Origin of the sequence: Chryseobacterium panacisoli (assembly GCF_008274625.1) — a bacterium.
GTDB classification, from domain to species: Bacteria; Bacteroidota; Bacteroidia; order Flavobacteriales; family Weeksellaceae; genus Chryseobacterium; species Chryseobacterium panacisoli.
Map to the genome: position 1 here is coordinate 869,816 of NZ_VTRU01000001.1, position 15,057 is coordinate 884,872.

At 36.5% G+C, this 15,057-nt stretch carries 21 protein-coding genes; 3 read left to right on the top strand and 18 right to left on the bottom strand.

The genetic code is table 11. The features are described 5' to 3' along the window. Positions 1–196 precede the first annotated feature (196 nt). The 3 genes from FW781_RS04110 (at position 197) to FW781_RS04120 (ending at position 1,746) form a co-directional block, all read left to right on the top strand. Complete coding sequence (locus FW781_RS04110) at positions 197–868, top strand: DUF4197 family protein (RefSeq protein WP_149386248.1); 672 nt, start codon at positions 197–199, stop codon at positions 866–868. A gap of 40 nt (positions 869–908) precedes the next feature. Then, positions 909–1,214, top strand: coding sequence for a DUF493 family protein (locus FW781_RS04115; protein ID WP_047378055.1), 306 nt, complete (start codon positions 909–911; stop codon positions 1,212–1,214). 64 nt (positions 1,215–1,278) lie between these two features. Continuing rightward, a complete protein-coding gene (locus tag FW781_RS04120) occupies positions 1,279–1,746 on the top strand; it encodes a hypothetical protein (protein ID WP_149386249.1) in 468 nt (155 codons plus the stop codon). 51 nt (positions 1,747–1,797) lie between these two features. Here the strand turns inward: FW781_RS04120 and FW781_RS04125 are convergent, their stop codons facing one another. The 18 genes from FW781_RS04125 to FW781_RS04210 all read right to left on the bottom strand — a co-directional run bounded on the left by FW781_RS04125 (position 1,798) and on the right by FW781_RS04210 (position 15,020). After that, a complete protein-coding gene (locus tag FW781_RS04125) occupies positions 1,798–2,148 on the bottom strand; it encodes an ArsC/Spx/MgsR family protein (protein WP_149386250.1) in 351 nt (116 codons plus the stop codon). An 88-nt stretch (positions 2,149–2,236) separates the two neighbouring features. Beyond that, positions 2,237–2,851, bottom strand: coding sequence for a deoxynucleoside kinase (locus FW781_RS04130; RefSeq protein WP_149386251.1), 615 nt, complete (start codon positions 2,849–2,851; stop codon positions 2,237–2,239). 27 nt (positions 2,852–2,878) lie between these two features. Further along, complete coding sequence (locus FW781_RS04135) at positions 2,879–3,841, bottom strand: hypothetical protein (RefSeq protein ID WP_228720135.1); 963 nt, start codon at positions 3,839–3,841, stop codon at positions 2,879–2,881. Positions 3,842–3,933: 92 nt separating this feature from the next. Further along, positions 3,934–4,956, bottom strand: coding sequence for a glutaminyl-peptide cyclotransferase (locus tag FW781_RS04140; protein WP_149386252.1), 1,023 nt, complete (start codon positions 4,954–4,956; stop codon positions 3,934–3,936). 35 nt (positions 4,957–4,991) lie between these two features. After that, positions 4,992–5,375, bottom strand: coding sequence for a VOC family protein (locus FW781_RS04145; RefSeq protein WP_149386253.1), 384 nt, complete (start codon positions 5,373–5,375; stop codon positions 4,992–4,994). After that, complete coding sequence (locus FW781_RS04150) at positions 5,372–5,878, bottom strand: GNAT family N-acetyltransferase (protein WP_149386254.1); 507 nt, start codon at positions 5,876–5,878, stop codon at positions 5,372–5,374. The genes FW781_RS04145 and FW781_RS04150 overlap by 4 nt, the downstream gene beginning before the upstream one ends. A 3-nt stretch (positions 5,879–5,881) precedes the next feature. Continuing rightward, entirely contained in the window at positions 5,882–6,307 is a 426-nt protein-coding gene (locus FW781_RS04155) for an SRPBCC family protein (RefSeq protein ID WP_149386255.1), read from the bottom strand. A 206-nt stretch (positions 6,308–6,513) separates the two neighbouring features. Beyond that, positions 6,514–8,127, bottom strand: a complete 1,614-nt coding sequence (locus FW781_RS04160) for a Na+/H+ antiporter (RefSeq protein ID WP_149386256.1) — start codon at positions 8,125–8,127, stop codon at positions 6,514–6,516. An 83-nt stretch (positions 8,128–8,210) separates the two neighbouring features. Beyond that, complete coding sequence (locus FW781_RS04165; RefSeq protein ID WP_149386257.1) at positions 8,211–9,215, bottom strand: bestrophin family protein; 1,005 nt, start codon at positions 9,213–9,215, stop codon at positions 8,211–8,213. 76 nt (positions 9,216–9,291) lie between these two features. Then, positions 9,292–9,969, bottom strand: coding sequence for a DUF2490 domain-containing protein (locus tag FW781_RS04170; protein ID WP_149386258.1), 678 nt, complete (start codon positions 9,967–9,969; stop codon positions 9,292–9,294). A 130-nt stretch (positions 9,970–10,099) separates the two neighbouring features. Beyond that, entirely contained in the window at positions 10,100–10,492 is a 393-nt protein-coding gene (locus tag FW781_RS04175; RefSeq protein WP_149386259.1) for a DUF1398 domain-containing protein, read from the bottom strand. 169 nt (positions 10,493–10,661) lie between these two features. Then, positions 10,662–11,111, bottom strand: coding sequence for a VOC family protein (locus FW781_RS04180; RefSeq protein WP_149386260.1), 450 nt, complete (start codon positions 11,109–11,111; stop codon positions 10,662–10,664). Between the two features lie 42 nt (positions 11,112–11,153). Then, positions 11,154–11,699: an SRPBCC family protein gene (locus tag FW781_RS04185; RefSeq protein ID WP_228720136.1), complete on the bottom strand. Its 546-nt coding sequence runs from the start codon at positions 11,697–11,699 to the stop codon at positions 11,154–11,156. Between the two features lie 15 nt (positions 11,700–11,714). After that, the gene (locus tag FW781_RS04190) at positions 11,715–12,086 is read right to left on the bottom strand and encodes a VOC family protein (protein WP_047378065.1); all 372 of its coding nucleotides are present in this window, start codon (positions 12,084–12,086) and stop codon (positions 11,715–11,717) included. After that, a complete protein-coding gene (locus FW781_RS04195; protein ID WP_149386261.1) occupies positions 12,083–12,487 on the bottom strand; it encodes a hypothetical protein in 405 nt (134 codons plus the stop codon). The genes FW781_RS04190 and FW781_RS04195 overlap by 4 nt, the downstream gene beginning before the upstream one ends. A 2-nt stretch (positions 12,488–12,489) precedes the next feature. Then, positions 12,490–12,960 (bottom strand): hypothetical protein, encoded by a 471-nt coding sequence (locus tag FW781_RS04200; RefSeq protein WP_047388400.1) that lies wholly within the window; start codon positions 12,958–12,960, stop codon positions 12,490–12,492. A gap of 10 nt (positions 12,961–12,970) precedes the next feature. Next, positions 12,971–13,426 (bottom strand): DUF1569 domain-containing protein, encoded by a 456-nt coding sequence (locus FW781_RS04205; protein WP_149386262.1) that lies wholly within the window; start codon positions 13,424–13,426, stop codon positions 12,971–12,973. A gap of 385 nt (positions 13,427–13,811) precedes the next feature. Further along, on the bottom strand, positions 13,812–15,020 hold the full coding sequence (locus FW781_RS04210; RefSeq protein ID WP_149386263.1) for an ABC transporter permease: 1,209 nt from the start codon (positions 15,018–15,020) through the stop codon (positions 13,812–13,814). Positions 15,021–15,057 lie beyond the last annotated feature (37 nt).

The window sequence follows — 15,057 nt, forward strand, 5'->3', positions numbered from 1 at the left end:
AAAGTTTTAAATTTTATAATTTTATATTTAAAATAATTATTAATTACCCATCATTTTATTAATTATAAATTAACATTCTTACTGCAAAAAATCACCAAATCATGCTGTGAGCTTAATATTTTGTTAAATAGAGAATAGTAATTACCTTTGGTGCAGTTTTTGAGAAAAAGCATTTAAAATCAATAATAAAAGATCAATGAAAAAATATATCATTGCAGCCGCTCTTATCATAGGAACCGGTGCTGTTATTACCACCAGCGTACAATCATGTACAACACTGGCTACATCGGACATGGGGCTTTCTATTATCAAAAGAATCCTGCTTAATGGTATTGATAAAGGAATGGGCATCTACGGAAACAAGGAAGCCTTTCTGCAAAATAATATGGTAGACAAAGCGCTTCCCAAAGAGCTGAGAGACATCAATTCTACACTGGAGAAAATTGCCCCATCACTGGTAGCCAAAGAGAGAGATTATATAGCACAGGCAGCAGCTTATACAGTGAATACTTCAAAACCTATTCTGGAAGGTGCTGTTAACAGCCTGAACGCTCAGGATGTAACAAGAATCATGCAGGGAACTACAGCAACCCAAATTCTGAAGGAAAAGACATCCCAGCAGCTTATTGCCGCCATTGCTCCTAAAGTAGATGAAAAACTGAATGAATATGGGATTGTAAAAACCATTAATACAGCGTTATCAGGAAGCAATTTCCTGGGCAGCCTTTTAGGAGGAAATAAAAGTACGGTCAATTCAGGCGGACTGAGCCAGCTGGCTTCCGAACAACTGGTCAACGGACTATTCAACATCATTGAAGATTACGAGCATCAGAACTCCAAATCACTCCTGGGACCATTTGGAAAATAGGAGAAATTTCGTTATATTTATATTATATTAATACTTGCAGATGGATATATTACAAGGAAATCAACACGCAAATCCTGAAGATTTTTATAAGTCTTTAAAGGATAAACTGGAGGGTCATCATGATTTTCCGGAAGATTATTTATTTAAATTTATTATTCCTACAGACCAGTCAAAGCTTACTGAAATATACAGAGTTTTTGACGGCATTAAATTTACACTGGGAAACCGCGAAAGCAAAAATGGAAAATACACGGCCTGCAACATCAATGCATTTGTTCTGGATGCAGATCAGGTTGTGAATATTTATAAAGAAGTAGCAAAAATAGAAGGCGTTATTCTATTGTAAAAACAGAAACCGTTTCATTATTATGAAGCGGTTTTTTATTATTTAAAACATAAATAAAAACACTATGAACATCCAACTGATCCTATTTAATATTATCTTAATCACATCTGCAACAAGCTGTGTTCACAAAAACAACAGTGACAGCACAACAACTATCACCACTACAGTACAGCAGCAAAAGATTGAACAGATTCAGTTATCGGAAAGGACGAGAGGATTCAGTAAAAGCATTGTTTTAACACCTTCATTAAAAACAACAAATACAAATGAAGACATTGTAAATGCTAAGGTATCTACTGCTGAATGGAAAGCAGTTTCTAAACTTGCTGAAACCCTTGATTTATCTAAGATATCAGATCTTAAATCTCCTACTACAGGCAGACATTCTGACCGTGCCATGGCTGCTTCTATTATTATTACTTCTAACGGAAAAGAGTATACTTCTTCAAGTTTTGATTCCGGGCATCCACCAAAAGAGCTGGAAGCTTTATATAATGCGATCAATGGAACTGAGAAAACAAAAGCTCAATAAAATAAAAATCCGCTCTTTTACAGAACGGATTTTTTTTTGTTTGTATATTTATTATTTTTCAATAAAGAATTTCACATTTTCAATAGGTCTTCCCAACATAGCGACTGACCCTTTTACCAAAATTGGCCTTTGGATCAGAGAAGGATTTTCGGAGAGAATTTTAAGCCATTCTTCTTCTGAATAATTTTTATCTGCATAATTATCAATATACAGCTTATCTGTCTTGCGGATGATATGAAAAACACTTTGGTTAAGCTTTTTCAGCACGGTTCTGATCTCAAGAACACTTAGTGGGTCTTCCACAATATTAATGATCTCAAAAGGCACTCCGTTTTCGTCAAGGTATTCCAGTACCGCGTTCGACTTTGAACAGTTCCCGTTATGTAAAACTTTAACTACCATGATATAATTATTCAAAAAGTTAAACTTGCTTTAGACAAATTTAAAAAGAATTAAACTGAGTCTGTCTTAATGTTCTGATAAAAATATGTTAAAACAGTCCATGAAGTTCTGTTTCAATTTTCTCCAGAATGAGTCCGAAATCTTCCGGTTTTTCCACAAAATCAAGGTCATCTACCTCAACGATTAGAAGTTTTCCTTCTGTATAATTGGAGATCCATTTTTCATATTTCTGGTTCAGCTTTGAAAGGTATTCGATACTGATAGACGCTTCATATTCACGTCCTCTTTTATAGATTTTTTTAACCAGATTGGGAACATCCGATTTCAGATAGATCAGCAAGTCCGGAGCCGATACAAAAGACTTCATCAGATTGAAAACCGATGAGTAATTATTGAAATCCCTGTCCGAAAGAAGATTCATATCATTTAAGTTTTCTGCAAAAATATGGGCATCTTCGTAAATGGTACGGTCCTGAATGATGTTCTTACCACTTTCTCTGATCTCTTTTACCTGACGGAACCTGCTTCCCAGGAAATAAACCTGCAGTGCGAAACTCCACTTACTCATATCTGAATAAAAATCTTCCAGATAAGGATTATGATCTACGTCTTCAAATTGTGCATCCCATCCGTAATGCTTGGAAAGCATCGTTGTCAAAGTTGTTTTTCCTGCTCCGATGTTTCCTGTAACTGCAATATGCATAATATTCTTTTTCCTTGTATTTACTGATTAGTTGATAAGTTTTTCGATTGCTTCAGTCTGAACTATAGAAGTATCTTCAATCAATTTCTGTAAGGTATTGTCTGAAGGTTTCTCCACTGTATTCTCATCAGGCTTTTCTTCAGTCTTTTCTACTGGTTTTTCTGTAGATTGCTGCAGAGATTCCGGCTGAGCTTCGAGCTGTTTCTGCTGTTTGGCTTTCTTTACTTTTTCAAAGCTGTAAAGATAGAGTTTGTTGCCCTTGATTTCAAAATAAGAAAGTATGTTTTTATCCACAATTTGCGCCTCAGGATCTTCAAAAACCGTCACCATTCCTTTTTCAGGAACGTATTGTGAAATAAAATTGCTTGCAACAACCAGAATTACATCATTTTCTCTTCTGAATCGTTTTCCGTTTTCTAAAGGGGCTTCAAAAATTTTTTCAAATTTCAGGCTGTAAATCCTGATATGTTTTCTTGTTAAAATATAAACCTTATTTTCGTAGATCAGCATATCCATCATATCTTCAAAACTGATATCAAACGGATAGGAATTGATCGTAGTATCATTCCTGAAATTATACTGTATCAGACGTTTTGTGCTGTCATCCAAAAGCCATAGCTGCTGCAGATCTTCGGCATAAGCCATTCTGATGAAACCAAATTTCTGCTTAAAATCAAGCCTTTGGATTTCATTCATATTCTGATCTACAAATTTCATTTCCTGAGCATTTTCAGAAAATAAAGGCACATTCAGGGGATTTTGCACATTCTGCACCTTGTAAGGAACAGTAAGCATCATTTTCCCGATCTGTTTCCCCAAGGAATCATATTTGGTAAAACTAAAATCTTTATTTTTATAGATATACAGATTTCCGTAATCATCGGCAAGCATATCTTTAGCTTCCTTCAATTTTAAAGTATCTAAAGGAATAATGTTCTGCGCAGAAAATGTACAGAAAGCAAAAGTCAATATCAGATATAGTAATCTCAAAATTCTTTTTTACTAAAGATAGCGCTCCCTATGGAACGCTACCAATTTACATACTTTATTTTATTCAGATAGAAATTGTTATTAAACTTTTGTTATTTAATTACAACTTCATAAATCTTCGGCCAGTTCTTCCCTGTTACCAACATATTCTCACCTTTGAAAGCAATTCCGTTCAATACGTCATCACTTCCTTTTGTGTTCTGTTTGGCAATTTCTGTGAAATCAAAAGTTCCCACTACTTCACCGTTGGCCGGATTAATTTTTAAAATAATCGGTTTCTGCCATACGTTGGCATAGATAAATCCGTTGTGGTATTCCAGCTCGTTCAGTTGATCATATGCCTGAGAACTTCCTGCAACAGCGATATATTTGATCAGTTTTGAAGGGTTATTTACATCAAGGAAATACAGCAGTTTACTTCCGTCAGAAGCAATCAGGTTTTTCCCGTCATAGGTCAGTCCCCAACCTTCACCCAATACATTTGGATAAGCAAATTCTGAAAGGAGTTTTAAAGAGCTTTTATCATAAATATATCCTTTTTTGCTCTGCCATGTCAGCTGATACACTTTATCCCCTACAATAGTACTTCCTTCAGAAAAGTCTTCCTGAGCCTGTTTGGTAGAAGCAAGCGGCGTTGTAGTTCCCAAGGTATATTTTAAAATCTGGGAAGCTCCGTTCTGTCCGTCACTTTCATAGATGGTATTTCCTTCCACCTGGAAACCCTGTACAAAGTTTTTAGGATCGTGAGGATATTCTGCTACAATCTGGTAAGGAATATTTTTTTCAGGATTTTTTGCAAATACATTAATGGTTGCATCCTGATTCAATACTTCTCCCCCTTTTGTTTTAACGTTGAATGTCACAGCATTATCACCTAATGTGAAAAACTTAGGATCAACGGTTAAATCTGTTGTTTCTTTATCTCCAAAGCTGATGGTTACACTTTCTGCATTTTCCGTAACTTCTTTCGGAAGCTCAAGCTTATCTCCGAAATGGTACCCTTTCGACTCCATTGAATTATTATAAGTATTCAGTGTATCAAGAATTTCTTTATTCTTGTTACAAGATGCCAGTAATAAAATCGCTGCAAAACCCGCTATTATATTTTTTTTCATTGAATTTCTAAATATTTCCCCAAAAATAGCAAATTTTATTCCGTATTGCCAATATTATCTATGGGTTCACCAAATTGCAGGATATAACCATTGTTGTCATAGATCGCAAATTCCCTCATTCCCCACTCAAAAGATTCAATCTCATAGCAGACTTTAGCCTTTGTTTTAAGCTCTTCCCAAAGCTCATCCACCTTATTTACATTGAAATAAAATGAGCCGGAAAAACCGATTGAAGTATTTCTTTCATGCTGGTTAGGCTGAGAAAGCATCATGTATATTTCATCTTTACGAAGAGAAGCCCATTGCCAGTCATCATTTCTATCGACCAGGGTAAAACCGAGAACACGCATATAAAATCCTATGGTCTCATCAATATTTTCTGTCCAGAGAATAGGACGAAGTGCCGTAAACTGTATCATGATTCCTGTAATTCAAAAGTATTTTTATGGATTTTCATATTCAGAGAAATCCAGGTTTCTTTATCAATCTTCGCTTCGCTCTTAACTTCAGGGTCAAAAGCAAAACCTACTTTCCGGTAACATTCAATAGCTCCGGTGTTCCAGTCATAAACATTCAGTTCGGCAGTTTCTTTGTCAAAATGACTAAACCCATATTTCAGAAGTTCCTGCATCACCTTCTTTCCATAACCTTTTCCTCTGTTGTTCTCGTCCCAGATCAGAATTCTGCCCAGCAGAAATGTCTTTTCCTTTAAAAAAATCTGAGCATGGCTAATGGTATTTCTGGTCTGATCTGTAATTTTAAATAAGGTTCTGTTTTTATCAGACAAATCGGTTTGCAGCTGTTCTGCAGTAAGTGGGAAACGATATGCGGGTCCGGCAAACTGAAGGAGCATTCTTTCATCGTTTATTTTTGAAATAAGCAATCGTGCATCTTCAATTGTAAAAGGTTCTAATGTAATCATTGTTTATTTTTCTACATATTCTTTTAAACTTTGTCCCAGAATAGTTTTCCAGCCTTCTGTAAAGTTTTCTCTTGAAAAACCTTCTCCTAAATCTTTGAAGTTTTCAATTCCTTCGTGAGTCACCTTCACCAGTGTCTGTCCGTCTTCCGGAAGCAAATCCCAGGTTACAATAGTCTTCAGTGCTGAAAAATCAGGATAAGACCATGTGTGCTTCAGTTTCTGATTGGGCATTATTTCTAAAATCTCACCCTGATGATGGTATTTATTTTCCCCTCCGGGTTCGTAGAAGTTAAATTCTTTACCTATTTCCAATACAAAATCCTGGATATCAAAATACCAGGATTTCATTTCATTTTTATCGGTCAATGCTTTCCAGATTTTTTCAGCCGGAACATTTATTTTGTGCTGAACAGTGATGGGTGTACTCATATTATAGATTTAATAGGTTTAAAATTAAACATTTTGTCTATAATATTTAACCACAAAAGTCATAAAAGTTTTAACCTGAATTTGTTTAATGAAAAGTATACTTAAGTTTTTAAAAATCTGAGATCTTTCATTTTCAGGCCTTTTTTATAACTCAAGCTTATTCCCATCCATATTCTTTTGTAACTTTTATGGTTATTTAATCTTAATTACCCATGTGAAAATCCGGTAATCTTTGCTTCATCAAAATCCAGCTGCATTTCAATGGTTCTCATCACATGATCATCAAATATCTTTTCTCTTTTCATTCTGTGCAGTTCGTTTCTCTGCGCCTGAATGATCTGCCGTGAGACGTCTTTGTTTTCATTGATTGCCGATACATAGTCTCCTGTGGAAGCCATACATTGGGCTTTGTCAGCCATGAGCATCATTTCATTTTCAAGCTTGTGCTTTTGATGACGTACCAGACTGTTTGTAACTGCCAGTTCAGAAAAATCATTATCCAGTTTGTGCAATGCTGTTTCTTTCAGTTTACGCATCAGAATCACTTCCTGTTTTTCTTCCGGCAGTTCACTTCCGGCATCCTGAATATTCAATAATTTCAGGATCGGGCTCAGCAATAATCCCTGTCCTACGAGAGTAATCAATATGATAACAAAGGTTACAAATAAAATAATATTTCTGTGCGGAAATGCGTCTCCATTTGGCAAAAAAGCGGGAATCGATAAGGCTGCAGCCAGTGAAACCACTCCTCTCATTGCTGCAAAACTGATGATGAAAGGTTCCCGCCAATCCGGTTTCGGAACTTTCAACCTCAATTCTTTGGAACAAACTCTTGGGAAATACATCAATGCATAGCTGTACAGAATTCTTGTCCCGATGATGGCTCCCCCAATCACTACACTATAGAAAATACCTTCAGAAATAGTATATTCTTTCATTCCTTCCACTACAATGGGAAGTTCAAGGCCAATCAGAATAAAGATGATGGTATTCATCAGGAATATCAGGACACTCCATACGTTCCCGGACTGTATCCTTGAGGTGTGGCTCAAATAACAGTGTGAATTGTAAGACATCAGTAATCCCCCGGCCACTACTGCCAGCACTCCTGAAAAATGGAAATGCTCTGCTCCCACATACATAATGTAAGGAACAATAAGGGTAATAATAGTGTCTATATTAGAATTGGTAGGAATAATTCTAAGTAATGCTCCAAATAAAAAGCCTACTGCCACTCCCACAGCAATTCCTCCGATAGCCATCGTAAAGAAATCCTGAACAGCATCCCTCCAGATAAACTGTCCTGAAATAACCGCTGCAAGGGCAAATTTAAATACAATTAAACTGGATGCGTCATTGATAAGACTTTCACCTTCCAGAATATTGGTGATTTTTTTAGGGATTTTCATATGTTTCAGCACTGAAGTGGCCGCTACCGCATCCGGTGGAGAATTTACCCCTCCCAGCAAGAATCCCATTGCTACCGTAAGCCCCGGAATAATGGAAGACGATAGATAAGCCACAACGATGGATGTTAAAAACACCAATCCGAAAGCCATCGAAAAGATCTGCTTTCTCCATTTATGAAAGTCCTGCCATGAAGTAAACCATGCTGCCTCAAATAAAATAGGCGGCAGGAAAATAAGAAAAACAAGATCCGGTTCTATTTCTATACGTGGCATTCCCGGCACAAAGCTTATCAGCAATCCTGCAATCACAAGAAAAATCGGATAGGCGACTTTTAATTTCTGGCCGATCATTACCAATATCATCACAGAAAGCAGTACTGCAATGGATATTATAACATAGCTGTGAATCATTTTAAGTTAGTTTTTTTAAGTGTTATTTTTTTGTTTCGAATAAAATCCCAACCGCTTTTGCAGAAAACATTTTAATCTTTTAACTAAAGAACAATATTGTTCTTTGGAGTAATGGCTGACGGAAGATCAGATTCATCCAGCATATCTCTCATATCAATTTCTATGGTGCGGCTGATCTGGGTAATCGGGACATCATTGGGACTTCCTTCAAATGGATTAACAGAGGCTTCTCCTACACTGTCTAATGTATGGAAGCACCATGTTACCAATAAGGAAAATGGGATATTAAACCACAATGTCCATCCTTCTACTGCTGTTCCTTCTCCTAATTTATCAAGTTCTTTCAGTAATCCGAAAGGCACAAAAACAATGAATAAAAGCAAAAGATAGGTAGTGATTGAAGAGAAGTTTCTTGGATACGGAAAGTTTTTAATTCTTTCAGCTTTTCCCTGATTATCTGTAAACTTCACCAATTGCTGGTTGATCTGTGTCCATTGAAAATCATTGAGTTCTCCTTTTTCATAAGCTTCAGACAAAGCTTTACTCTGCCTTGCCATCAATTGTGTTGCTCTGTTCTTTTTGCTTAAAATATACTGAAGCTCGGGTTCGGAAAGGTATTTTTTCAATTCTTCATCCAGTTTGGAAAGCTTCTCCGGAATGTCATATTTTTTAGCATATTCATCATACTGCTTTGTACCCATGTTTTCCCATGCTCTTGGTTCACGAAGCTGAAATCTCAATGCCGTAAGCCATGCATAATGACGAAGAAACATCTCTTTTACCTTACCTGTATCTTTAGAAAGCAGTGCATCTCTCAAAATATATCCGAAACTACGGCTGTCATTGATAATAGCTCCGTAGATCTGTCTTGCTTCCCAAAGTCTGCTGTAGCTGGCATTGTTTTTAAATCCAACGATAAAAGCAACTGCAGTTCCCATAATGGCAATGGGCTGCCACGGAACTGAAAGAAATTTCCATCCTAAAAAGTACAGAATAGTGGGAATAGCTGATAATACGATCAGAGCATAAATACTCCGTCTGGTCCAGATAATGAACTCACGGGTTCCAAATCTTTTTCCTGAATGCATAGGTGTTTATTTTTTGTGTTTATTATTTTTATTTTTCAAATAATGGCTTTCATCAGGCATTCAGCAGCGGCTATAATCAGTTTTTGGTAAATGGAATGTTGTTATAAAAACCAATCTGAATCTGTCCGCGGTTTCTGTTCTCCTGAATCTGGTTCATATAACCGGCTTCAATCCTCATATTTTTATTAATGACATATCCTAAAGCTCCATAGACTCTGTTTCTGTCGAAAACCGGGCTGTTGAAATGCAGGAAAATCTCATTATATACTGAAGCATAAAGGGTTTTTGGCAGCATTTCCTTTTGAGTAATCGGAATATTCAATCCCAGCATATAACGGAACCTCATCCTGAAATCATCTTCCAGAAAACGTTCTTCCAAACGGTAACGGTGCTGAAGGTAAAAACGTCCGAACTTCTGTTTGGTAATATACTGCTGGAAAATTCTGTGCTCAATATTCTCTTTTTTCTCCCCGTTTACATAGGGCTGGCTCAGAATGAAGCCATATCCCAATAAAACATTGTTATTATTTTCGGTAAGATCATATCCGATCCCGGTACGGATCAGTAACTGTTCCAGATCTCCAACTGCATCAAAATTACGGTACTGAATTTCATTATGCCAGTTCAGCTTTTTACTGATCTTATTATTTCCAAAATACATATACCATGCTCCCAGATCATTTTTTTGAGCAAATGTCAATATGGACCCTAAACTTAATATTGTGAATACCAACTTCGTAAAAACCTTTCTCATGCTTGTCAATTACTATTATCTATCGTTTTTAACAAAATTAATATTTTAAATCAATAATAGCAAGTAATATTTATAACATGATTTACAGAAAACCGGATACAATACTTTTCATCGGGTTTTATCTAAAAGATTATCCCGGAACCTGTTCTGTGAGCACATCAATTTCATTTTGATCAAAATAGGTACAAGTCATCGCATGAAGATCCATCTTCCAGCCCTTGACACCGTTTTCTGCACAGTCATTACAGAAAGTCATATAATCTGTTCCTCCCTGTTGGTGAAGTTTGAGTCTCAGTTTAAAGTTTTCAAGGTTTAAATCTCCTGAAACAGTAAGCGGATGATACTTACTTCCTGTCTGAACAGATTGATTTTCCTTGTCAAAATATGCTGTATTTCCATCAGAGACATAGGTTGTATAATGAGAAACTCCTAACTTTTTTACAGCCTGAATATAGGCCGGGAAATCAGCTCCGCTTTTCACTTTCTGATGCTCAGTTTTAATGTCTTCAATTGTAAATTTCATTTTTTATGTTTTTATGCTGTTAAGTAAAATCTTCCATCGTTTTGTGATCTCTGATGTACTTTTTTATCAAATTTAAAAATTTTTTGGGATGCAAATATAGAGCAAATAAAAAACCGGCAATGTGATTGCCGGTAAGTTCTAACTATATTTCAAATACAAAATATTAATGTTATGGATGTTGCTGCATTTTAGCAGGATCATCATAGTTTACCATCCAGTTGATCCCGAATTTATCGCTAAACATCCCGAAATAAGCTCCCCAGAAAGTATCAGCCATTGGCATGGTTACCTGCCCTCCTGCAGAAAGACCACCGAATAATTTGTCTGCTTCTTCTTTAGATTCTGCATTTACAGAAATAGAGAAATTATTTCCTGTCTTGAAATTGGAAGACCATTCTCCTCCTGTATCGCTTCCCATCAAAATTGTTTCTTTAGAAATAGGAAGTGAAACGTGCATAATCTTATTTTTGTCTTCTTCAGGGGTTTCTTTTCCTTCCATTGGAGGCATTTCTCCGAATGTTCCGATATAAGGATATTCTCCTCCGAAAACAGATTTATAGAAATCGAATGCTTCTTTGCAGTTTCCATTGAATGTAAGGTAGACGTTTACTGTTGCCATAATTGTTTTGTTTTTTTAAGTTTAGTTTTAATTTGTATTTTATTAAGGTTTTTCAGATAAAGCTTTTAATCTTGAAAGCCCTTTCTGATAATCTTTTCCGACAGCATCCTCCATATTCATAAATAGCTTCATCAAAGTAAAGGGATAAGGGATCTGTGAGGTGAATCCCCATGTTGCCTTGCTTCCTTTTCCTTCCGGAACTACTGTTACATAAGCGTTTGCTTCACTTTCATAGGGAGTAAGAAATTTGATTTCCGTATCGATTTTTTTACCTGCTTCATCTACTTTTTTTAACTCCTGACAACCTTTGCCTGCATTTTCATTTTTACTGTCCCAGCAAACTTTTTCTCCGGGCTGGCCTGTTGTGCCTGTCCAGTCTTTTCTCATATTAGGATCAAGGTCATTCCATGGGCTCCATTGATCCATTGCTTTTAAAGTATTGGTATTTTGCCATACCTTATCTACAGGAGCATTGATAGAAATCGTTTTTTCATATTTGCAATCCCCTGAAATAAAGGCAGCCACCACCAGCAAAATGATTAATAATGCAGCAAAAAGTAAGATAATCCTTTTAAATATTTTCATCATGAATATTTTTAATTATTACCTGTGCTGATCTATAAGAATCATATTTCCATCAGGATCTTTCAGGTAGATATGTTCAGGACCAGAAGTGGTTTCATCGGCTTCTTTTCCGATCTCAACCCCGCTTTCTTTTAATCTTTTCTGAATTTCACGCACATCCTCAAAAGATTCAAGATTCTGTGCATTTTCATCCCATCCCGGATTGAAAGTAAGCATATTTCCGTCAAACATTGCCTGAAAAAGTCCTATCAAGGTAGAACCGTTTTTCATGATCAGGTAATTGCTTTCTGTAGTTCCTGCCATGGTTGTAAAGCCAAGTTTCTCATAAAAGTCTCTGGATTTCTGAAGATCTTTTACACTTAAGCTGATAGAAAAAGCTCCTAATTTCATATTTTTTTTGTTTTTAAAGCGAGTTTATGTCCTGCGAAAACCAATCCCCAAACAAGGATTCCTAAAATCCAGAACCAGATTGGAGTAGGTAAAGATGCCATCATATAAATAGTCATCAGTAAAAAAAAGATTCCACAGATTACAGCTGCTGTAGATTTTCCGTTATCAGAAATTTTTGAGGCTGTAAACCCGGAAACAACTGCTGCTATGGCATAGGCCAGAATAATAAAAAACAGAGCCATAAAAGGAGCATCATTAATGTATGCTTTCAGTGCTTCCATATCTCCGGTGGCAGCTTCTGCGGGAGGAGGATACAGATAGTGTCCTATTTTTTCTACTATTGTAATACAGATGGAGCCTACAATAAGTCCCACCACTACAGCCAATATTCTTCTCAGCATAATTATTGGTTTTTTAAATGGGTTTTAAATGCTATTGTTCCGTCGTAACTTTTCCAGTCTCCTATAAGTTCAATATATTGTCCTTCAATTTTTTCTGTTTTCTTATTCCACTTAAAATTGTAGACAAATCTTCCCTTAAAAAGACCTGAATGTTTCCCTTTATTCTCTTCTGCCAGTTCATATTCCCCAAATACGGTTCCCTGCTTCCTGGAATCTTTATATTTTGAAATGGTAATCTTACCTTCAAATTTTGTGTAGTTGGTATCCACAAGAGAATATCCTGAAACAAAATACTCCTGATCATTCTTTTTATTCTGTTCAGAAATATTGATCTTCAGTTTCAGTTCCTGGCCTTTGTTTCCTATAGTTCCCAGATAAGGTTTACTGTTGTTCAGCCAGGTATTTGAAATATCCGGCATCTGCCCCAATACAAAATTGGCCGCCAGAAGGAAGAGTAATAAAAGTTTTTTCATGCAGTGAGTTTTAAACGCCAAACTGTGACAGATGGTGGTTCAGATGTTTAGCAAACATATTATTCCACTCCTGAGCTTTTAATTTCCCAAAAGAAAAAGATTCTTTCCCATCAAAAGCGTCTGCCCCCAATTGCTGTGTCTTCTGAATAAAACCAATCAGTCTTGTTTTTTCTTCGTGAAAGTTTTTTCTGGTTGTCACCAAAAACTGTGGAGCCGTAGGAGAATCTCTTGGATATGCTTTCTCTCCTACTACTTTAGGTTTTACGAAGGTTTTTAATATAAATTTTGCAATAGCTCCCGGCTTTTTGTGTTTTTCCGGTTCATAGATCATTTCATAGGTAATACTACAGTGTGCCAGCATCTGATCTACCGTCATTTTCCCCCACAAACCATGGGTATCTTCCACCAATCTGTTTATCCTATCAATATAATTCTGAGCATCTTTTGCGTCAAATACATTTTCCATATAATTTCTATTTTACTGCAGACAAATATATCAGTTTTTTTGTTTGATTTTATAGTCGGTAGAAAAAATTGAAAGTTGCTGGTTGCTGGTTTGCGATTATGTGTAGGAATAATACGAGGTGCGAGATTCGGGTTGCGAGTTTGGAATTAAGCGTAGGGATTAAGGTTGAAGGAATAATGCAGGGATGTGGGATGCGAGTTTCGGGGTTTGAGAATGGGGAGCTTAGATGACATGGCGTATTTGGACTTATTTTTTGTTGTTATTATGTCAAACAATTTAAATTTAGACAACTCATAATCAGAAAACTAAAACAACCAACCATCCAAAAACTAGAAACCAGAAACTAACAACTAGAAACGAAAAATCACCAACCAGCAACTAAAAACTACTCAACATCCTCCGGAGAAGTGTTCTCAACTGCAATTTCCTGCGGCGCCGCTTTTCTGAAAATGAACCAAAGTTTGATCTTTAAAGCAATCCAGCCAATAATGGCATACACCACTAAAAGTATACTTAAATGTTTCAGGTAAGGAAATGTAAGCTCTACGGATCCTTTTTGAATTAATAAGATTTTGAAAGCCTGTAAAAAGGGAGTTAGCGGAATAATATTGGCAATAAACTGAACAAAAGCAGGCATTGCACTCAATGGCCATGTGAAACCACTGATGATGAAAGCCGGTGAAGCAATTACCATCAAAATCTGTGTTGCTTTCAATGCATCAGGAATAAGAATGCTGATGAATACTCCCAAAAATGAAACTGATCCTACAAAGACCGCTGTCAGGAGAATAAAATTAAATATTCCTTCAGGCATCGGAACATGGAAAATCATATGCATAAAGTAATAAATACCTACAATAAGAATAGAAAACACCCAGATAGGAATCACCTTTATCAACATGGTGGGGAAGGCCCATTTTTTCATTTTAAGATATTCTTTCACAAAAGAACCTCTTTCAAATTCAGCGGCAAAGCTTACGGCCATAGCTAACAGGATGACCTGCTGTAATACTACTGCAAGCATTGCCGGCCACATGAAGATCAGGTAATTTCCGGTGGTATTGAAAAGGGTAATATAATTGGCTTTGAAAGGCTCATATTGTGTTGCAGCCTTTGCTGCAGGCATTCCTGCTTTCTGAAGCGCTTTGATGGATGCTCCGGCAGAGAACGTTCCTATGGTCAGCTGAAGGGCTTTGGAGGCAAAATTTGCTGTTAAAACATTTCCAGTATTGATATACACATTCAGCTCGGGATATTTTTTCTGAAGCATGTCTCCTTCAAATCTTGAGGGAATGATCACTACCGCTGCTGCCTCATGCCTGATCACCTCATCTTTGATGCTCAGAGGTTCCTGAATGTATCTGATAATTTTGATGCTTTTATTATCATCCAGCATTTCCGTCAACTGGTTAGACAGAGGAGTATTGTCCCTGTCGACTACCAATACGGGAGTATTTTCAACTTTTCCGCTTTTGTAGACAAACCCCAGCAAGGTTGCATAAAAGACCGGTGCCAAAAAAAACACCGTTCTTAAGGTTGAATTGCCCATAAAAAGTTTGAACTCACGTTTTAAAAGACGGAAAAATTCTTTCATCTGTAGATTTTTAAATGTTGAGGAACAAAATGAAATT